The sequence below is a fragment of the Klebsiella sp. BIGb0407 genome, assembly GCF_024807845.1.
Lineage (GTDB): Bacteria > Pseudomonadota > Gammaproteobacteria > Enterobacterales > Enterobacteriaceae > JGM124.
In genome coordinates this window covers 1053735-1072552 of the sequence record NZ_JANUEQ010000001.1, presented here as the reverse complement: position 1 = coordinate 1072552, position 18818 = coordinate 1053735, and the positions used below count along the sequence as shown (strand labels likewise).

Below are 18818 nucleotides of genomic sequence, written 5' to 3'. Positions count from 1 at the left end.
GTTTTTAATGTTAGTCACGCATTGCCATTCAGGTACGCTATAACTTAATGTAGTAGTAAGCTGAATCCGATTGCCAATTTATAAGGTGTGAAAATGGAAAATATTAAATCATCCTTCCAGGACGTTCTTGACTTTGTTCGTCTGTATCGTCGCAAGAACAAGCTGCAACGTGAAATTCAGGATGAAGCGAAGAAAATCCGTGACAACCAAAAACGTGTGTTACTGCTTGATAACCTGAGTGAATACATTAAGCCGGGTATGAGCATTGACGCTGTGCAAGAAATTATTGCCAGCATGAAAGCGGACTATGAAGATCGCGTTGATGATCACATTATTAGAAATGCGGAACTCTCAAAAGAACGTCGTGAAATCTCTGCTAAGCTGAAAATTATTGGCGAGCAAAAAAGAGCTGAAGCGAAGGCCGAAAAAGCCTGATAGCTCAGCTATAGCCGCCTGATGCCCCCCTCTTGAGGTCCCGGTATCAGGCGGTTTTTTTATGTCAAAAATTATCCACTCTGACAGTCAGCAACATGATGCGCTTAATCTGCCGGGGCTGAACTTCAGGTTGAAATTAAATCCGTGACTGATAACCTCCTTCAACGTGATATTCGCGAGGGGGATAGCGCTGTGATTATTTTCATACCTGTGGGGCAAAAGAGGTGAGAAATGCGACTGATTTTACTGGCATTAATGGTTTGGATACTGGCGGGCTGTAGTGCTGCACCCAATTTACCTGCTACCGATACCATCATTAAAGTAAAACCAACAGAACTCGGGATTGTCGCAAACTCAGAAAAATACAGTTACCGTTTCTATCGCACGGGAACGCCTCTGGAATACCAGCGTTATCAGCAATTTTATGATCGGTATCATCAGGCTGTACCTGGGGTTCGGGTGAATTTTCAGGTTAACAATAACGAAGTGGTGGCCGAGTACTGGGTTATTTTAAATAAGAGCCAGCTGACCGCTGCTCAGCAATCCATTCTGACTGACGAATATAAAGCACAGCCCTGGAATAATGACCAGCTCCGGGTCTTGTTTAAAGCAAGTGGTTTCTGGATACCAGCGGATCCTGCGGATATAGACGAATCTTACCGTCTGGCTCAGCCCGTTGTGGTGTCGATAAATGATAAAACACAGACCCTGAATGCCGCAGGTATGATTGCTCTGGTACCTATTTTTCCGCTGGTGATGATGTATGGCTGTGCCGTGGGGCCTTGCCTGTAGCCGATGACTGGATCAACTAGCGTCGAATAATATGATTGACGATATATTTATGGGTATTCTGGTAACTATCAGATAAATCAACAATCTTATTGTCGTGTGAGTAGCTGATTGACTGTACCCGGAGTAGCAGGCTACCGGGAGCAACCTGTAATAGTTCAGCTTGTTCCCGGGTCGCTTGTACCGGGGCATAGTTACGATGACTTTCCAGAATGGTGATATTGCACTTCTCTTTAAAATAATTAAATTTTGATTTCTCCATATCCCCCATACTCAGCCAGGGAAAAAGCGCGACAGGAATATAACTATTCTCAATCAGGACGGGAACTTCGTCGATAATACGAATTCGCCTGAGATAATAGACTTTATCGCCAGGATTAATTTTTAGCTGCTGGGCGATAGCCGGTGGCGCATCCATCATACGAAATTCTATTACGCTGTTTTTATAATTCTCAATTCCACCGATATTCATCTGGTAGTTAAAACCATCCAGTTCACCGCCATGATAGTTGATTTTACGGGCGACAAAAGAACCACTGCCGTGGCGCTTAATAATCAACTTTTCACTTTCGAGAGCGGCCAGCGCTTTTCTGATGGTCATCACTGAGGCCTTCAGTTCTTTTGCCAGTGTTTTTTCGCTTGGCAGGATATCACCAACCTTAAATTCGTCACTGTTGATACGAATTTTCAGTTCATTAGCAATAGATTGGTAGATCACTTTTATATCTCTTTGCGATTTTAGTGGTTGCAGGTAGGTTATTAACTCATTGTATTTAATATATAAAAAAATTTTATGCGTAAAAATTAGATAACTCATCTACAAATTGAATGAATATCATATCTGTGGCTTGATAGCAATTATATGACCTGGCTCACAACTCTCTTTTTTGTTAAATCCCCCAGCGTCAATTAACTCATAGGATGGCGGCACGTGAAGGTGAAAGTGAAGTTTCCACTGAAAAATAACAACAAAAATGGCGGGAGTGTCAGATGGTCGTATTAAAAAAGCTACAAGACTTCTCCAAAGCGATGATAGGCCCGGTGCTGTATTTACCTGCAATAGGCCTGTTAATTGCATTATTTAGTATGGCTACCAATAAATTATGGGTGGCTGAAGGGAGCACGTTGTGGATTATCGGTAAATACTGTTCCAGTTTGCTCTGGGCAGTTATGAATAATCTCGGTTTCTTCTTTTGTATTGGCCTTGCCAGTGGCCTGGCGAAAAGCAGGAAAGCAGAGGCGACTTTTGTTGCTGCGATGTCTTACCTGATGTACCTGGCGGCGAATAACTCCTGGCTGACATTAACGCAGCGACTGGCTGAAGGAACCACTAACGGTGAGTTATACGGCAGCGGTCAAATCTTTATCTTCGGCTTTAAGGTCGTCGATATGGGGGTTTTTCTCGGCATTATTCTGGGCGCTATGATTGCCTGGGTGCATAACAGATTCGTTAATAAAGAATTTAAAGGTGCTTTTTCAATTTACGGAAACAGCAAGCTGGTGATGATTATTATGCTGCCGGTTATCGGGCTGTTTGCTATTGCAACCGTCTATATCTGGCCGGTAGTCGAGCAGGGTATTTCTGCGCTCACTGAATTTATGAAAGCTTTTGGCTCTGGTGGCGTCTTCTTATATGGTTTCCTGAATCGCTTTTTAATCCCGACCGGCCTGCACCATCTTATCTGGTCTCCTTTTGTCTTTACCTCTGTCGGGGGACAGTTACTGGTTGACGGTCAGGTTATTGTCGGCGCGAAACCTATATTTTTAGCTGAGATGGCAACGGACAGTGCTTTCAGTGATTCCGCGCGTTTTCTGACTTATGGCATGGTTAAAATTTTTGGTACCGCAGGTTTAGCGCTGGCATTTTATAAAACCGCAAAGCCGCAAAATAAACCTAAAGTAAAAGCACTGTTAGTTCCCCTGGTTATCACATCATTTTTGGTGGGCATTACCGAACCCTTTGAGTTCTTATTTATCTTTGCTGCACCACTGTTATGGCTGGTTTACTCGGTTATTGATGGTTTCTATCAAATGCTCGCCTGGATGGTGGATGTCAGAGTATGCGCCACGAATGGAATCATCGATTTTATTGTCTACAACATTCCTTCAGGTATGGCACGAACTCGCTGGCCGCTCTTTGTCATGCTGGGCCTGTGCGAAACTCTGACGATGTACTGGGCAGGTAAATTCCTGATAACCAGATTCAATATGCCGACACCGGGCAGGCAAGCAGATGAACCATCATCCCCTCCAGTTGTTGAGGCTTCTGCTGACAGCGATATCGGGAACGACATTATTCAGGGACTGGGCGGAAAAGAGAATATTTGCACTGTGGATAACTGTTTTACCCGCCTGCGTGTTGATGTCCGGGATCCGGCTTTAATTCAGCAGTCATTATTGAAAGAAACAGGCGGAAGTGCCGTGATAATTAAAGGCAACCATATTCAGATAATCTACGGATTAAAAGTCAGCAAGATTAAAAATAACGTAAACGATATTTTAGGCATAACCGAATAAAGAGGTGGTTTGTGGAAAATAAATTTGTAGTAACTATTGCAGGTGGCGGCAGTACCTATACGCCAGGGATTGTATTAATGCTGTTAGATAATATGGACAGCCTGCCACTGAAAGAAATTCGTCTTTATGACAATAATGAACAAAGGCAACGTCAGCTCGGCGAGGCGTGTCAGATTATGGTCAGGGAGCGCTATCCGCAAGTGGCCTTTAGTTATACCACCGATCCTCAGAGTGCCTTTACCGGGGTTGATTTTGTGATGGCTCATATTCGAGTCGGTCTGTATGAAATGCGCGAGCAGGATGAAAAGATCCCGCTAAAATATGGTGTCGTCGGTCAAGAGACTTGCGGTCCGGGGGGCATTGCCTATGGTATGCGTTCTATTGCCGGTGTTTTAGAGATCCTTGATTATATGGAAACCTGGTCACCTGATGCCTGGATGCTGAATTACTCTAATCCCGCCGCAATTGTGGCTGAAGCAACCCGACGTCTACGTCCGACATCAAAAATAATCAATATCTGCGATATGCCAGTCGCTATTGAAGGTATTTTTGCCGATATCCTGGGAATGTCATCGCGCAAAGAGATGAATGTTCGTTATTACGGTTTGAATCACTTTGGCTGGTGGACAAGTATTACCGATAAAGCAGGTAATGACTTAATGCCCGCGTTGAAGAAACACGTCGCAGAGCACGGCTACTGTAGCCAGACTGAAGATTTTCAGCATAAAGCACCGAGCTGGATAGAGACCTTTAAAAAAGCGAAAGATATTTTTGCTCTGGATCCTGAAACGCTGCCTAATACTTATTTAAAATATTACCTACATGCTGATTATGTGGTGGAGCATTCAAACCCAGAATTTACGCGGGCGAATGAAATCATTATTGGCCGCGAGAAAGAGGTATTTGATAAAGCGCGTTCTATTGTCGAGCAGCAAACGGCAAAAGAGGTCAGTTTCCATGCCGGGGCCCATGCCACCTTTATCGTTGATTTAGCCAGGGCGATTGCCTTCAATACTCAGGAAAGAATGCTGCTCATTGTTGAAAATAACGGTGCTGTCGCTAATTTTGATGAAACTGCGATGGTGGAAGTTCCTTGTCTGGTGGGTTCAAATGGCCCGGAGCCTCTGGCTATGGGTAAAATACCACTGTTCCAGAAAGGATTGATGGAACAACAGGTTGCAGTAGAAAAACTGGTGGTTGAAGCCTGGATTGAACACAGCTATCAGAAACTCTGGCAGGCGATAACTTTATCGAAAACGGTACCGAGTGCATCCGTCGCTAAATCTATTCTTGATGACTTGATTATTGCCAATAAAGATTACTGGCCAGAGCTGCATTAATTTCTGAAACCAGCACCTCATGGGTGCTGGTTATTCTTATAGCGCCCAGATACTATTTCTGAGCCGCTTCCAGCGCCTGAGAAACATCATTAATAATGTCGTCAATATGCTCAATACCGACAGAAATTCTCACCAGATCTTCGCTGACACCGGCCCGGGCTAACTCTTCGGGGTTTAACTGGCGATGAGTGGTACTTGCAGGGTGGCAGGCCAGGGACTTGGCATCACCGATATTCACTAAGCGTAAAATCATCTGCAGCGCATCGATAAAACGCCCGCCAGCTTCCTTTCCGCCCTTAATACCAAAACTGACAATCCCCGAGGCTTTGCCTGCGGTGATTTTATCCGCATTGGCTTTAAACGGGCTGTCAGGGAGTGCGGCATAGTTAACCCAGCTGACGGAGGGATGTTGTTGGAGGAATGCGGCGAGTTTTTCTGCGTTACTGCAATGTCGCTCTACCCGTAAGCTCAGTGTTTCAAGCCCCTGTAGCAGTAAAAAGGCACTGTGCGGCGACAGCGCAGCACCGGTATTACGGAGCGGAACGACCCGGCAGCGGCCAATATAAGCCGCAGGACCAAAGGCTTCAGTATAGACCACGCCATGATAAGAGGCATCGGGTTCATTCAGTAAACTAAAGCGCGCTTTATTAGCTACCCAGTCAAATTTACCTGAGTCGATAATAATGCCACCAATTGTCGTACCGTGACCGCCAATATACTTGGTCAGGGAGTGCACCACGATATCGGCTCCATGCTCGAAGGGGCGGCATAATACTGGCGTCGCCACGGTATTATCGACAATAACGGGCACACCATGGCGATGAGCTATTTCGGCCAGGCGGGCAATATCGACTACGTTACCCGCCGGGTTACCGATTGATTCACAAAACAGTGCCTTGGTTCTGTTATCAATCAGCGCTTCCAGCCCCTCGAAATCATCAAAACTGGCCATTCGCACTTCAACACCCTGGCGCGGTAAGGTATGAGCAAACAGGTTATAAGTACCGCCATAGAGCTGGCTGGTGCTGACAATATTATCGCCGACTTCAGTCAGTGCCTGGATAGAATAGGTGATAGCAGCCATACCAGACGCGACCGCCAGTGCACCAATGCCACCTTCGATAGCCGCGAGTCGTTGCTCCAGCACCGCGGTGGTCGGGTTCATAATTCGGCTGTAGATATTTCCTGCGACTTTCAAGTCAAACAGGTCAGCGCCATGCTGGGTATCATCAAAAGTGTAAGAGGTGGTTTGATAAATAGGGACTGCCGCAGATTTTGTGGTCGCTTCTGATTCATATCCGTGGTGTAAGGCCAGTGATTCTATTTTCATAAAGGGGTCTCTGTGGGTGTGCCGATAGTCAAGGTTTATGCCTTCGCAAAGCCGCGCGAATTATTTTGCTTTTAGAAACAGCATACGTTGCGAACAGAGAAATATTTATACATAAAAAGCATTATATTAGATAGAAAATGAGCAAAGGAGAGGGGGATATGTGACTGATATCCAGGTACTAAAGTACCTGCCAGAATCCTCCTTTTTTCGGCCCAATGTACGAAAGCTTTTGCTGCTGTTTTAACTGCGCAACGGCGCGTTCAATAGTGCTGGGTGATTTCTCCAGTATTTGGGCAACTTCACCCAGCGTCAGAGTAGGTGTTTGTGCTAATAAAGTCAGAATCTGTTGCGGCGTTTTTATCTTCATTTCTACCCGCGTTTCTACCCGCGTTTTTTGCTGTGACGGGGTTAATACCGTAGTAGCAGGGGGATTAACTTCTTGCAGTGTTCGGGCAATGATACCAAGCATAAACTCAATAAATGGCGCACTGTCTGATTTGGCGGTACTGGCTCGTAAAGCTTGATACCAGGATTCCTGGTGCTGATAGATTAAACTTTCTACCGGAATGTCGATAAAAACTGGCTGCCATTGGCTTAAAATTAACGTTTGCCATAAGCGCCCCATACGCCCATTTCCATCGGCAAAAGGATGAATAAACTCAAATTCGTAATGGAATACACAGCTTTTAATTAACGCGGGAACATCGGAATTCTTTAGCCACAGCTTATTTTCTATTAACCCGCTAGCCGGTATCTGTCTGGATTAAGGTGACCACGAGAATTAAACTAATGATGTCCTAAATTTTGCTAAAAGAATAATCGCGGCAACCGAGCAGACTATCAGACCTTTACTCTGTCTGGTCATCAGGCTGGTTTGTGCTGGTTGATGGGGGGCCAGGATACGTATCGTTTTCGATAGCTTGCCATGTACGGCGGAAAGGAAGAGCAGAACCACAAGCTTCATCACCAGCCAGGGTTGAAACAGATCCCCACTTTTAACGATTAATATTCCACCAAACAGCCATAACAGAAGCATAGCTGGGGAAGTCACTTTCCGGTTCCAGGAGCGGATAGCATTCAGGAAAGAGACATCGTTGGCCTGCTCAGGGCTTTTACCTGCATAAACGCCTGCCACTATTGCCAGCAACAGTAAGCCGCTGACCCAGACTACAGCAGCTATTAAATGAAATGATCCAATCCAGCGGTAATCCATATATATCTCTTTTTTAATTTTGTTAATACGAAAGGTTAGTCATAGCCAGTAACGCTATCTTTAATCAACTGTGTATCTGATTCAGAAAGACTATCCACTAAGGATTTAACCTTATCAAGGTTCATTTTTGAACCTTTTATGTGAATAGGTAGCAGATAGTTTATCTAAAGTCCGTTATATCTGATAAAAGTGTCATTTATGATACTTTTAAAGTGATATGTACTCAGTACATTCTCGATATGATAAAACCACTTAAGTTAAGGCCATGGCGACAATAATGAAAATCGAAAAATTACAGTATATTTTTGACCCACTGTGTGGCTGGTGCTATGCAAGTGCCCCTGCACTGTCCTGGCTGGCACAGACCTATCCGGACGTTCTGGAACTGCTGCCGTCCGGGCTTTTTTCAGGGGAGGGCGCACGGCCTGTTTCCGCGCAGTTTGCCTCTTACGCCTGGAGCAATGACCAGCGAATAGCCTCTTTGACAGGCCAGCGTTTCAGCGAAGAATATCACCAGCTTCTGAATTCAGGAGGCAGTTTTGATTCACATGCTATGAATTGTGCTCTGACAGCTTATAAAAGAATTGTGCCTGAGGCTGAAGCGGGCCTGTTACATGAACTGCAGATTGCACGCTATGTGCGTGGCCTTGATACCTCCAGCAGTGAAGTGGTAGCCGAAATAAGTAATAAATACGCCACGACGAAGGAGCTCGAAATACACTTCCCGACCCACGGGGATCCTTTTGCTGTAGGAAATGAACTCTCTGACATAACAGACAGACGCACTGACAGCGTGAAACAGCTGATGCATTCAATCGGGGTATCTGGCGTTCCGTTATTGCTGGTGACAATTGCGGGAAAAACGTCTGCTATCAGCGGAGCCGATCTTTATAGCGGCTCAGACTCCATCAGCAATGCGCTGAAAAATTTGTTGTAAATAAAAGCTGAAAGGGGTCCTCATTGTATGGGGACTTAATATCGGAGATCTTGTATCTGGATAAATCCCATCAATATAAGGTGTGCAGAAAATTGGAGCAAATTGGAATTTTAGGGACTTCAACTATTTTTGGATTAGGTACTTCTGAGGATATTGATCTCTTTTTTACGTCAGTATCAAAAATTCTTGAGCAAGACCGCTGGGGAAGTTGTTATCCCATAGTGATGTTGAAACTGTACAAAAAATCACTAAATCTGGAAGAGATAAAAAAAGCCAAAATAGAAGTTGATGATATTCAATTAAAATTCTCCCAAACTATCTTGAATAGTAAATTGTCTTCTGAACTCGATATTGATATGAATAAAACAGCATGGAATATTCATACCGATAATTTAAGCAGTTTTTTTGATAGGTTTTTCAAAGGTTTTAATACAGCATACATTATGACTCTCTCATTAAATGATAAATACGGTGTATATTCTCCGATGCTTTTGGGAGGTACTTCGATAAAATCTGCAACAGAAGATATTATGAGGCCGATTGAGGAATACGACAGATTATCTGAGGGAGACTTGCCTTTCTGGAAAAGGTAAATATTATTAACGGCTAATACTATCCTGTTCACAAATAACAGGTTTTTTATATGCGGGTATGATCGTTTTTAATATTTTACAAATAAGATATTCACTACCTAAAAAGCATTTGTTGCTCCCGGTGATTTTGATGATTTTAGCAAGAGGTTTTAACCGACGATTTTTGTATCATCAAGAGACATTGCGGGATACGCCGTCATCGAACCAAACTGACCCCAAATCTGACCCCCAAATTCCGCAGTCGCATGGAGATAGCGGAAAACGTATCAAACCCTCTTCTTATTCCAGCTTGTTGTTTTATTAGCTATAAATACAAAAATCCCGCGTAAGTTTCCTTATGCGGGATTTTCTAAACTGGCTCCTCTGACTGGACTCGAACCAGTGACATACGGATTAACAGTCCGCCGTTCTACCGACTGAACTACAGAGGAATTTTGTTGGGCGCTATCTTAGCTTTTGCTACAGGTTTGTCAAAGACAAAATAGCAGAAAATGTCCTTTTGCCTAAACAACCAACATCTTGTTGTTTTTTAGTACCGTTAACTGAAAAAACTTTGCAGGAACTGCTAACCTGGCCCATCATATTGAAATAATGTTTCATTAATTATCCGGGTTTTGGCTTGAACATATCTGAAGTACTGCGTCGTGGGGTACAAAAATCGCCCTGGGGTGCTAAAAGAAAAGCGCATCGTGTACTGTTGTGGCGTGAGGTTATGCCGCTTGCGGTGCCTATTTTTTTAGAAAATGCCTGTGTATTACTGATGGGGGTATTCAGTACTTTCCTCGTCAGCTGGCTGGGTCAGGATGCGATGGCTGGCGTCGGGCTGGCTGACAGCTTTAATATGGTGATTATTGCCTTTTTTGCGGCCGTAGACCTGGGTACCACCGTCGTAGTGGCCTTTAGTTTTGGTAAGCTGGATCCTGAGCGTGCGCGTGCTGCGGCCAGGCAGTCATTAGTACTGATGACGCTTGTTTCTATCGTGCTGGCTGTGGTTATCCACCTTGCTGGTCCGCATATTATCGAAATTATTGCCGGTAAGGCCTCTCCTCAGGTTAAAGACCTGGCTCTCTCTTATCTGCAAACCACCGTCTGGAGCTACCCGGCAGCTGCAATTACGCTGATTGCCAGTGGGGCTTTACGTGGTGCTGGCAATACTAAGTTACCGTTACTGATTAACGGTGGTATGAATATTCTGAATATTCTCTTCAGTAGTGTTCTGATTTATGGTGTCTTCAGCTGGGATGGATTAGGTTTTATTGGTGCCGGACTGGGCCTGACTATTTCCCGCTATATTGGCGCAATTGCTATCATTCTGGTGCTGATGAGCGGTTTTAACCCGGCACTTCGCATTACTTTCAGAAGTTACTTTACCCGCTTAAATACCAGTATCTTGCGTGAAGTTCTCGGAATTGGTATTCCGGCTAGCGTCGAATCGGTACTGTTTAATGGCGGTAAATTACTGACCCAGATGTTTGTTGCCGGGATGGGAACCAGCGTTATTGCCGGTAACTTTATTGCCTTTTCGGTCGCCGCATTAATCAACCTGCCAGGTAACGCACTCGGTTCAGCATCCACCATTATTGTTGGCAGGCGGTTAGGCAAAGGGGAAATAGGGCAGGCAGAACGTCAGTTACGCCATATCCTTTGGCTCTCAACCGTAGTGCTGACAATGATAGCCTGGGGAACCGCACCTTTTGCCGGGCTTTTTGCCTCGTTTTACACCGACGATCCGGAAGTTATTCATGTTGTCGTCATTCTCTTATGGATGAACGCCGCGTTTATGCCGATCTGGGCCGCTTCCTGGGTGCTCCCGGCCGGGCTGAAAGGGGCGCGTGACGCCCGCTATGCCATGTGGGTGGCGATGGTCGGTATGTGGTGCTGTCGGGTGGTTGCCGGTTATACGCTCGGGATTGTCCTTGGTATGGGTGTGGTGGGGGTCTGGCTGGGTATGTTCCTGGACTGGGCTGTGCGCGGTGCCTGTTTCTACTGGCGTATGGCCAGTGGTCGCTGGTTACAGAAGTATCCCCGGCCACAGAAATAAATTCCCGGGTATCTCGTTACCAGCCACGCAAGGTGGCTGGTAACGACAACCTCTGGTTGAGCAGGATCAGTGGGTGATAATACTGGCGAGAGAACGGACATCATTGCCGGTTGGCGCCTGATAAACACGCAGACCAAATTCACCAATAACGGCAAAAATATGGTCAAAGATATCAGACTGGATAGCTTCGTATTCCAGCCATACCACAGTATTGGTGAAGCAATAAATCTCCAGCGGCAAACCTTGTGACTCAGGGGCGAGCTGGCGCACCATCATGGTCATATTTTTGTGCACTTTGGGATGATTACGCAGATATTCCGTAAGATAAATACGGAAGGTCCCAATATTGGTCATCTGCCGTTGATTCAGCACCGAGCGACTATTAATTTGCTGGTTGTACTCTTTAATCTCGCTATTGCGCTCATTAATATAGGGGGACAGTAAGTTCGCTTCCTGTAATTTATTTTGTTCTTCCTCCGACAAAAAATGGATGCTGGTGGTATCAATAAACAAGCTGCGTTTAATTCTGCGTCCGCCGGATGCAGACATCCCACTCCAGTTTTTGAAGGAGTCAGAGACCAGAGCATAGGTAGGCATTGAGGTAATGGTATTATCCCAGTTCTGAACTTTAACCGTGGTTAAACCAATATCGATAACCGCACCATCCGCACCGTATTTTGGCATTTCCAGCCAGTCACCCAGTTTCAGCATGTTATTTGCAGACAACTGAATTCCCGCTACCAGTCCAAGAATTGGGTCTTTAAAGACCAGCATCAGGACGGCGGCCATCGCACCCAGTCCACTGATGAGAATGGTCGGCGATTTCCCAATCAGCAAGGAGATAATCATGATGCCAACAACCAGCGAGCTGAGAAGCTTAAGGCTCTGGAAAACACCCTTTAAAGGTAAATGCGAGACGGTGGCAAACTTATGCGACAGCCCGGTAATGACATCGAGCAGAGAGAAAATAGATAACAGAGCGTAAAGCATCACCCAGAGCTGGGCGCAGGTGCTGAGAATTACCAGTTCATCAGAACCCGATTTCAACCATAGTACGGCCTGGACATTGACAATAATGCCTTGCAGCATAAAGGCCAGACGATGAAAAAGCTTATTCTGAGTAAAAACTTGCAGCGTCAGACTGGAACTGACTTGAGCACGTTTTTCAATGGCTCTTAAAACTATCCGATGCAAAATAAAGTGCACAATAATTGCAGTCAATAAAATAATGACTGTCATCACGACCAGATAGGGGGTTTCGTCGGGTGTAATACCGTATTTTCCGAGTTCGGAAATCAGTGCCTTCATAATACCTCCTTTAATAAATACAGCAGGTATCATGCATATTGCCCCTGACAGACGCAACCCTCAGAGGGAATTCAATCAGAAGTTCCTGCCTTAAATCTCAAAGCACGTTATGATTAATACAGACTAACTGTAACGAGAAGCAGAATATGATGAAGTATCTATCTTCTTTTATCCTGGTACTGACGGCATTGACCCATAGTGCATGGGCCGTAACCTACCCACTGCCCCCGGAGGGGAGCCGTCTGGTCGGAGAACCACTGACTATCACGGTTGAAGAGGGTAACACGCAGCCGCTTGAGTACTATGCTGCCAAGTATGGCCAGGGACTGAGCAATATTCTGGAGGCGAATCCTGGGGTCGATCCTTTCCTGCCTGCCGGAGGAACAACGCTGATTATTCCTCAGCAAATTATTCTGCCGGATACCGTTCGTGAGGGCATTGTGGTGAATGTCGCCGAAATGCGGCTGTATTACTATCCACCGGGGGAAAATACTGTCGAAGTATTACCTATTGGTATTGGCCAGGCCGGACGCGAGACCCCGCGTAACTGGGTAACGAAAATTGAGCGTAAAAAAGAGGGCCCGTCATGGACTCCGACCGCCAATACGCGCAGAGAATATGCCAGAGAAGGCAGAGAGCTTCCTGCTTTTGTCCCACCGGGTGTTGATAATCCGATGGGGCTGTATGCCATCTATATCGGAAAGCTTTATGCAATACACGGTACTAACGCCAATTTCGGTATTGGTCTGCGAGTCAGCCAGGGCTGTATTCGTCTGCGTAATGAGGATATTGAATGGCTGTTTAACCAGGTCCGGGAAGGCGAGCGGGTACAGATTATCGATCAGCCGGTAAAAATTGCCCTTGAGGCAGACGGCAGTCGCTGGATTGAAGTACATGAACCTCTGTCACGTAACCGGGCCGAGTTTGAGTCAAATAAAAAGGTTCCGCTGCCAATGGCACAGACATTACAGAAGATGTCCGCTGAACCGACGGTTGATGCCACCACCTTTAATGAAGCTCTGACGCGTCGTTCCGGAATGCCGGTACGGGTTGATAATCAGTCCGCCGTGTTTAATCCCTTATAGCAACCGACTCCCCGTGCTATAGCGGCTACGGGGAGTTCCTGACAGATATCCCTCATTTATGATAGATTATGATTCATTATGAAATATTCTTTTTGATTGAGGACGCATCGTGACAGATTATGATGCATTTCCGGACCAGCGTCAGGCGTTAATCCAGCAAATGCTTACCGATAAAGGCCGGGTGATTGGTACCGATCTGGCGAAACAACTGGGTGTTTCCGAGCACACTATTCGCCGTGACTTGCAGGAACTTGCCAGAAGGGGCGTATGTAAAAAGGTCTACGGCGGTGCCGTCAGTCAGATTATGCAGTCGGCCAGTTTTGAGATCCGCGCATCTCAGAATATGCTGGAAAAATCGCAAGTTGCCCGACATTGCGCAAAAATGCTCAAAGCCGATAGCTGCATCTTTATTGATGCGGGGTCAACCTATCTGGCGATGGTGGAGTTCATTCCCGAAGATATTGCATTAACCATAGTGACGAACTCCCCACAGATTGCAGCAGCCCTGAGTAGTCGTACCCGGGGGGAACTGATTTTACTGGGCGGTAAGGTGAACCCGCTGACCGGCAGTACGATGGGATCTGATACGGTTAAGCAGATTAATGGCATTACCTTTGATCAGGCATTTATCGGTGTCTGTGGGCTGGATCCCCAGGCGGGTTTGACGGCGGTTTATTATGAGGACGCTTGTTTTAAAAAAGAGGTTCTCAGTCAGAGTAGCGAAGTCATTGCTGCGGTAACCGCAGAGAAAATGCCTCAGGTCGCCAGATATAAAGTCGCAACCTGTGAAGAAATTGATGTTGCTGTCGTGAGCCAGCAGACCAATATCAGTGATTTCAGCCATATCAGTATGCGTATTGAAGTGGCGGAATAGTACTCTTTATCAGTCACCAAAAGCGGAGCAGGTTCCGCTTTTGGTGAGTCTGTTGTCAGGATTGTAACGCCAGGATACGTTTGATGGTTTCCTGAACCGCATTTTCATCATTACTGCCGGTGACAAAATTAGCGGCAGCTTTGGTTTCCTCAAAAGCATTACGCATAGCAAAACTGTATTCGGCTGCTGCCAGCAGCTCGAGATCATTATAGCCATCACCAAAGGCCATCGTCTCTTGAGGGCCTACTCCCAGTAACTCCTGTAATTTTTGTACAGTCGTACCTTTGTGTACCCCGTAGTCGGCAATATCAATCCAGGCCGCTTCCGAGACCACGATATAGACCTCACTTTCATAAGGTTTCAGGCTCGGGCGAGTCTGAGGACAACCCCCGTTTTCATCATAAACGCTTATCTTCACAAAATCGGCACTGAGAGTCGCAAGGTCATCCACTTCAATCATCTTCGTATATGAGCGACGAATTTTCTCTTTAAGATATTGTGGCGTATCGGTGCGAATAATCGCGCCATCGTTGGTACAGGCAATGATCACATGCTGCTGATTTGCCTGCTGTAAAGTAGCAATAATGCGCAGACCTGTTTCATTGCGGATCAGAGACTGAAAGATAAACTCGCCGTTGAATTTGATTCGGGTCGCACTGTCACCAATAATCCACAGGTTTTCACTGAAGTCGCCAAATAACTCTTCCACTCTTTCACACTGTTTACCTGTACAAGCGGCAAACTGAACGCCTTTTTTCGCCATAATAGCGCTGACTTCTGCAAACAGAGCTCTGTCATAGTCACCCTGACTGTTAAGGAAGGTTCCGTCTAAATCTGTGATGATTAGCTTTATCATTCTGTCACCTTGAGTGTGATTTAGTGCATTTTTAAGAGGTGAGTGTGTTCCACCGATGGGGAAACACACTCAGTGCAAATAAGAAAAGAGGTTAATAGAATTATTCAGATACTGGCTTTCAGCAGGTTTCTGATGCTGAATGACAGTAAGGCTGCCACGATGACGAGCAGGGTGACAAAAATAAACCCATGGGCAATTGAGCTATGCCAGGCAATGTAACCGATGATTGCCGGGCCAGCTAAAATACCGAGATAGCCGACAGACGTCACAGCGGGTACCGCCACCATCTGTGGCATACTTTTTTGCTTGCCTATCTGAGAAAACATCACGGGTACAATATTGGCGCAGCCGAGGCCAATTAACAGGTAGCCTGTCAGCACCAGGGGGAGGGCGTAGCTGTTGATCAGCATCAAAAAGCCAATAGCCGCGACACCGCTACCCAGTATGACCACTTTCAGTGCGCCAAAGCGGGTAACAATATAATCCCCGGTGAGTCTGCCAAAAGTCATCGCGATAGCAAAGGTCGCAAAACCGAGCCCGCCGAGAGTTTCAGGAATATTACGGCTCTCCACCAGATAGAGTGCTCCCCAGTCCAGCACCGTGCCTTCGGCTAAAAAGATAATGAAACAAATCATACCAATAATTAAAACGGTACCTCTGGGGATAGCGAAGGCCGGGCCTTCAGCGGGATTAGCATAGGGTAGCATTCCCTTAAAGCTTGCCAGCAGTAAGAACAGAACCAGTGCGGCGATTATCAGTGTAGAGGTGACGACGCCGAAGCCAAGGCTCATCAGCCCCGTCATGGCTCCTGCGCCCGCAATACCGCCGACACTGAACATGCCATGAAATCCGGACATGAGCGGCTTTGCGGAAGATTTCTCAACCAGAATAGCCTGCACGTTCATCGCGCAATCCGTTATTCCCACCCCGATACCGAAAATCAGCAGGGATAGCCCTAATAACAGTGGAGACGTCACCACCGAAAGAAAGGGAATAGACAGTAAGATAATCACTACTGCCGCAGAGATAACTTTGCGGCAGCCATAGCGGGAAGTGAGTATTCCTGTCACCGGCATAGCCACCATGGCTCCGAAGCCAAGGCACAGTAATAAAGTGCCCAGTAGTGCGTCATTAACGCCAGTATTGGTTTTGGCAAAGGGAACAATCACTGCCCAGGTGGCGGTCACTAACCCGGCAACGAAAAAAATAATACGCGTGGAAACTCTGTCATTCATGGTTTTGTCCGGCCAGTATCGGTATTTGCAAACCTTCAGGCAGAGGGCTGCCTGAAGGTTCTTATCAGGCATTAAGAATATTCAGAACATCGAAGTGAAGTCTGGCATTGGCACTGGCGACAACGGCACCGCCACCTTCTGCCCGGCCACCGTCTATCGTTGTGACAACGCCACCCGCATGTTCAATAATGGGGATCAGAGCGACAATATCGTAAGGCTGTAGTGAGTATTCAACGCAAATATCAATGTGGCCTGCCGCCAGCATAGCCATGGCATAACACTCTCCGCCATACCGCGTCATCAGGGCTTTATCATGCAGCAGGTCAAAATGATTATCGGGATATAAATCAACGGACTCGGGTGATGTGGTATGAAGAATGGCCTGATGGATTTCTACATGCTGTCGCGTGTGTATTCTTTTTTCACCCAGACGACCGGAAAACCAGGACTGTTCGCCGTCGGACCAGAAACGGTCGCCGGTGTAGGGCTGGCTCATGATGCCCATGGTTGCTCTTCCCTGTTCCAGCAAACCAATCAGACATCCCCAGACCGGGAGCCCGCATAAAAACGGCCGCGTTCCGTCAATCGGATCAATCACCCACTGAAAGTGATTTTGTCCACTTTGACCAAATTCCTCGCCGAGTATGGCGTGGTCAGGATAGTGACGTGTAATCAGATCTCTCAGTAATATCTCCGTCTCGCGATCAACATTAGTCACCGGATCAAAGCGGAAGCCATCTTTAGGTTTAGTAGATATATCAATATGATGTGATTCCAGGTAGCTTTCGAGGGTGCGTTTTTCAGCCACCTCGGCTAGCTGGTGCAGAAACTGGGTATCGGGTCTGGTGATTGGCATAATAACACTCTCCTGATTATCTGGTATTGCTCGATGATGATTTATTATGTCAATTTATGCAATATATAATAAAGGGTAAGTTAAATTATGCTCGTTTTGCTTGCCGGGCAGTATGCAATGAGCTCCCGACAAGCAAAATTTGTATGCTTATGTATATAGTTCTTAAACGAAGTGTAAGTTTAGTAAGACGTGACATAGAGATCTGCGTTAAATTTTCCTGAATGAAAATGATTAACAATCTCTTTATCATGGGGCCTGCAATGAAAGTACGTTTTATCCTGTCCGGACTGCTGTTGACTTCTCTTGGTTGTGCTGCAACGACCTATCCGGTGACAATCACCGATATGGATAACCAAAAAATCACGTTAGAGAAAGAACCCGAGCGCGTTATCTTGCAAGACGGACGTGACATCATGGCGCTGGCGCTGCTTGACCGGGAAATGCCTTTTAAACGTGTTGTTGCCTGGAATAATTTACTGAAAAAGCAGGATGGTCGGAGCTGGGCATTGCTGAGCGAAAAATGGCCTGATTCAAAAGCCATTATTGATATGGGGTTCAGTGACCAGGGTGAAGTGAATCTGGAAAGCGTACTGGCAAAACAGCCTGATGTGATGATAGCGCAGTTGCGTGCTAAGCCAGCCCTGGAACAATCGGGTGTGATAGCGGCCTTAAAGAAACTCAATATTCCGGTTATTTTTGTCGATTATGAATTACATCCGCTAGAAAATACGGCAAAAAGCGTTGATTTACTGGGAACAGTTCTGAATCAGGAATCGCGCGCTAAAGAGTATACGGATTACTATCAGCAGCAACTGAATGCACTGCAGAAGGTCACCAAAGCAGAAAAAAATAAACCTACGGTGTTTATTGAACCTATTGCCGGTAATAGTGAGAACTGCTGCTTTACCCACGGACATAACGGCTGGGGTGGGCTGGTAGAAGCCGTTGGCGGTAAAAATATCGGTTCAGAACTGCTGCCGGGCAGTACCGGGTTTATCTCTATCGAGAAGATTATTGCGATGAAACCGGATGTCTACATTATGACCGGCTCTAAGCGTGCTAATCAGAATGTCTTACCCTTTGGTTATAACGTCACTAAGGATGAAGTGACGCCAGTCTTCAATGAACTGCTGTCCAGACCGACATTTGAAACCATAGAACCGGTGCAAAAAGGTAACGTATTCGGCGTCTATCATCACTTCTATAACCATCCTTACAATATTATTGGTATGGAAGTGCTGGCAAAAGATTTGTATCCGCAGGCGTTAGAGCAGCTTAATCCGGAAGCCGATTATCATCATATTATTAAGAACTTTACTCAGATCCCGGACAGTCCTGTGACCCTGAGCTATTCCTTAAAAGACGGGAAGTAGTGGATAGACGGTATTATTAACGCTACTTTACGAAGC

Annotated in this window: 18 protein-coding genes and 1 tRNA gene; 10 read left to right on the top strand and 9 right to left on the bottom strand. The window is 46.0% G+C overall.

Features of this window, described 5'->3' with window-relative positions:
- Positions 1-93 precede the first annotated feature (93 nt).
- Positions 94-435, top strand: a complete 342-nt coding sequence (locus tag M2387_RS05085) for a DUF496 family protein (protein ID WP_259047581.1) — start codon at positions 94-96, stop codon at positions 433-435.
- Between the two features lie 231 nt (positions 436-666).
- A complete protein-coding gene (locus tag M2387_RS05080; RefSeq protein ID WP_259047580.1) occupies positions 667-1227 on the top strand; it encodes a hypothetical protein in 561 nt (186 codons plus the stop codon).
- A gap of 16 nt (positions 1228-1243) precedes the next feature.
- On the opposite strand, the gene M2387_RS05075 is transcribed toward M2387_RS05080, so the two are convergent.
- On the bottom strand, positions 1244-1942 hold the full coding sequence (locus M2387_RS05075) for a GntR family transcriptional regulator (protein WP_259047578.1): 699 nt from the start codon (positions 1940-1942) through the stop codon (positions 1244-1246).
- Positions 1943-2214: 272 nt separating this feature from the next.
- Between M2387_RS05075 and M2387_RS05070 the strand changes: the two genes are divergently transcribed.
- Together M2387_RS05070 and M2387_RS05065 are read left to right on the top strand one after the other, a co-directional pair.
- Positions 2215-3741 carry a PTS transporter subunit EIIC gene (locus M2387_RS05070; protein WP_259047577.1) on the top strand — a complete coding sequence of 509 codons (1527 nt, stop codon included), beginning with the start codon at positions 2215-2217 and terminating at the stop codon, positions 3739-3741.
- An 11-nt stretch (positions 3742-3752) separates the two neighbouring features.
- On the top strand, positions 3753-5081 hold the full coding sequence (locus tag M2387_RS05065) for a 6-phospho-alpha-glucosidase (RefSeq protein WP_259047576.1): 1329 nt from the start codon (positions 3753-3755) through the stop codon (positions 5079-5081).
- A gap of 52 nt (positions 5082-5133) precedes the next feature.
- On the opposite strand, the gene M2387_RS05060 is transcribed toward M2387_RS05065, so the two are convergent.
- The 3 genes from M2387_RS05060 to M2387_RS05050 form a co-directional block, all read right to left on the bottom strand.
- Complete coding sequence (locus tag M2387_RS05060) at positions 5134-6411, bottom strand: O-acetylhomoserine aminocarboxypropyltransferase/cysteine synthase family protein (protein WP_259047575.1); 1278 nt, start codon at positions 6409-6411, stop codon at positions 5134-5136.
- Positions 6412-6589: 178 nt separating this feature from the next.
- Positions 6590-7135, bottom strand: a complete 546-nt coding sequence (locus M2387_RS05055; RefSeq protein ID WP_259048295.1) for a Fic family protein — start codon at positions 7133-7135, stop codon at positions 6590-6592.
- Between the two features lie 57 nt (positions 7136-7192).
- Positions 7193-7624 (bottom strand): CopD family protein, encoded by a 432-nt coding sequence (locus M2387_RS05050; RefSeq protein WP_259047574.1) that lies wholly within the window; start codon positions 7622-7624, stop codon positions 7193-7195.
- Between the two features lie 277 nt (positions 7625-7901).
- On the opposite strand from M2387_RS05050, the gene M2387_RS05045 reads away from it, so the two are divergent.
- Both M2387_RS05045 and M2387_RS05040 read left to right on the top strand, forming a co-directional pair.
- Positions 7902-8561: a DsbA family protein gene (locus M2387_RS05045; protein ID WP_259047573.1), complete on the top strand. Its 660-nt coding sequence runs from the start codon at positions 7902-7904 to the stop codon at positions 8559-8561.
- A gap of 92 nt (positions 8562-8653) precedes the next feature.
- Entirely contained in the window at positions 8654-9154 is a 501-nt protein-coding gene (locus M2387_RS05040; RefSeq protein WP_259047572.1) for an immunity 70 family protein, read from the top strand.
- Positions 9155-9509: 355 nt separating this feature from the next.
- On the opposite strand, the gene M2387_RS05035 is transcribed toward M2387_RS05040, so the two are convergent.
- A tRNA-Asn gene (locus tag M2387_RS05035) sits at positions 9510-9585 on the bottom strand.
- A gap of 188 nt (positions 9586-9773) precedes the next feature.
- On the opposite strand from M2387_RS05035, the gene M2387_RS05030 reads away from it, so the two are divergent.
- Positions 9774-11195 (top strand): EmmdR/YeeO family multidrug/toxin efflux MATE transporter, encoded by a 1422-nt coding sequence (locus M2387_RS05030; RefSeq protein WP_259047570.1) that lies wholly within the window; start codon positions 9774-9776, stop codon positions 11193-11195.
- Between the two features lie 66 nt (positions 11196-11261).
- On the opposite strand, the gene M2387_RS05025 is transcribed toward M2387_RS05030, so the two are convergent.
- Positions 11262-12503, bottom strand: coding sequence for a mechanosensitive ion channel family protein (locus tag M2387_RS05025; RefSeq protein ID WP_259047569.1), 1242 nt, complete (start codon positions 12501-12503; stop codon positions 11262-11264).
- A 146-nt stretch (positions 12504-12649) separates the two neighbouring features.
- On the opposite strand from M2387_RS05025, the gene ldtA reads away from it, so the two are divergent.
- Together ldtA and M2387_RS05015 are read left to right on the top strand one after the other, a co-directional pair.
- Complete coding sequence (ldtA, locus tag M2387_RS05020; protein WP_259047568.1) at positions 12650-13588, top strand: L,D-transpeptidase; 939 nt, start codon at positions 12650-12652, stop codon at positions 13586-13588.
- Between the two features lie 109 nt (positions 13589-13697).
- Positions 13698-14462: a DeoR/GlpR family DNA-binding transcription regulator gene (locus M2387_RS05015; protein WP_259047567.1), complete on the top strand. Its 765-nt coding sequence runs from the start codon at positions 13698-13700 to the stop codon at positions 14460-14462.
- A 55-nt stretch (positions 14463-14517) separates the two neighbouring features.
- Here the strand turns inward: M2387_RS05015 and M2387_RS05010 are convergent, their stop codons facing one another.
- The 3 genes from M2387_RS05010 to M2387_RS05000 all read right to left on the bottom strand — a co-directional run bounded on the left by M2387_RS05010 (position 14518) and on the right by M2387_RS05000 (position 17409).
- Positions 14518-15318, bottom strand: coding sequence for a Cof-type HAD-IIB family hydrolase (locus tag M2387_RS05010; protein ID WP_259047566.1), 801 nt, complete (start codon positions 15316-15318; stop codon positions 14518-14520).
- A 104-nt stretch (positions 15319-15422) separates the two neighbouring features.
- On the bottom strand, positions 15423-16553 hold the full coding sequence (locus tag M2387_RS05005) for an MFS transporter (RefSeq protein WP_259047565.1): 1131 nt from the start codon (positions 16551-16553) through the stop codon (positions 15423-15425).
- A gap of 64 nt (positions 16554-16617) precedes the next feature.
- The gene (locus tag M2387_RS05000; protein WP_259047563.1) at positions 16618-17409 is read right to left on the bottom strand and encodes an inositol monophosphatase family protein; all 792 of its coding nucleotides are present in this window, start codon (positions 17407-17409) and stop codon (positions 16618-16620) included.
- Positions 17410-17669: 260 nt separating this feature from the next.
- Here M2387_RS05000 and M2387_RS04995 point away from each other — a divergent pair, with 260 nt between their 5' ends.
- Positions 17670-18782 carry an ABC transporter substrate-binding protein gene (locus M2387_RS04995; RefSeq protein WP_259047561.1) on the top strand — a complete coding sequence of 371 codons (1113 nt, stop codon included), beginning with the start codon at positions 17670-17672 and terminating at the stop codon, positions 18780-18782.
- The last annotated feature ends 36 nt before the right edge of the window (positions 18783-18818 follow it).

Excerpts from the sequence above, each read along its gene's own strand:
- M2387_RS05060 (WP_259047575.1), bottom strand. The coding sequence starts at position 6,411 with ATGAAAATAGAATCACTGGCCTTACACCACGGATATGAATCAGAAGCG.
- M2387_RS05045 (WP_259047573.1), top strand. The coding sequence starts at position 7,902 with ATGAAAATCGAAAAATTACAGTATATTTTTGACCCACTGTGTGGCTGG.
- M2387_RS05010 (WP_259047566.1), bottom strand. The coding sequence starts at position 15,318 with ATGATAAAGCTAATCATCACAGATTTAGACGGAACCTTCCTTAACAGT.
- M2387_RS05070 (WP_259047577.1), top strand. The coding sequence starts at position 2,215 with ATGGTCGTATTAAAAAAGCTACAAGACTTCTCCAAAGCGATGATAGGC.
- M2387_RS05050 (WP_259047574.1), bottom strand. The coding sequence starts at position 7,624 with ATGGATTACCGCTGGATTGGATCATTTCATTTAATAGCTGCTGTAGTC.
- M2387_RS05000 (WP_259047563.1), bottom strand. The coding sequence starts at position 17,409 with ATGCCAATCACCAGACCCGATACCCAGTTTCTGCACCAGCTAGCCGAG.
- M2387_RS05025 (WP_259047569.1), bottom strand. The coding sequence starts at position 12,503 with ATGAAGGCACTGATTTCCGAACTCGGAAAATACGGTATTACACCCGAC.
- M2387_RS04995 (WP_259047561.1), top strand. The coding sequence starts at position 17,670 with ATGAAAGTACGTTTTATCCTGTCCGGACTGCTGTTGACTTCTCTTGGT.
- ldtA (WP_259047568.1), top strand. The coding sequence starts at position 12,650 with ATGATGAAGTATCTATCTTCTTTTATCCTGGTACTGACGGCATTGACC.
- M2387_RS05085 (WP_259047581.1), top strand. The coding sequence starts at position 94 with ATGGAAAATATTAAATCATCCTTCCAGGACGTTCTTGACTTTGTTCGT.
- M2387_RS05080 (WP_259047580.1), top strand. The coding sequence starts at position 667 with ATGCGACTGATTTTACTGGCATTAATGGTTTGGATACTGGCGGGCTGT.
- M2387_RS05005 (WP_259047565.1), bottom strand. The coding sequence starts at position 16,553 with ATGAATGACAGAGTTTCCACGCGTATTATTTTTTTCGTTGCCGGGTTA.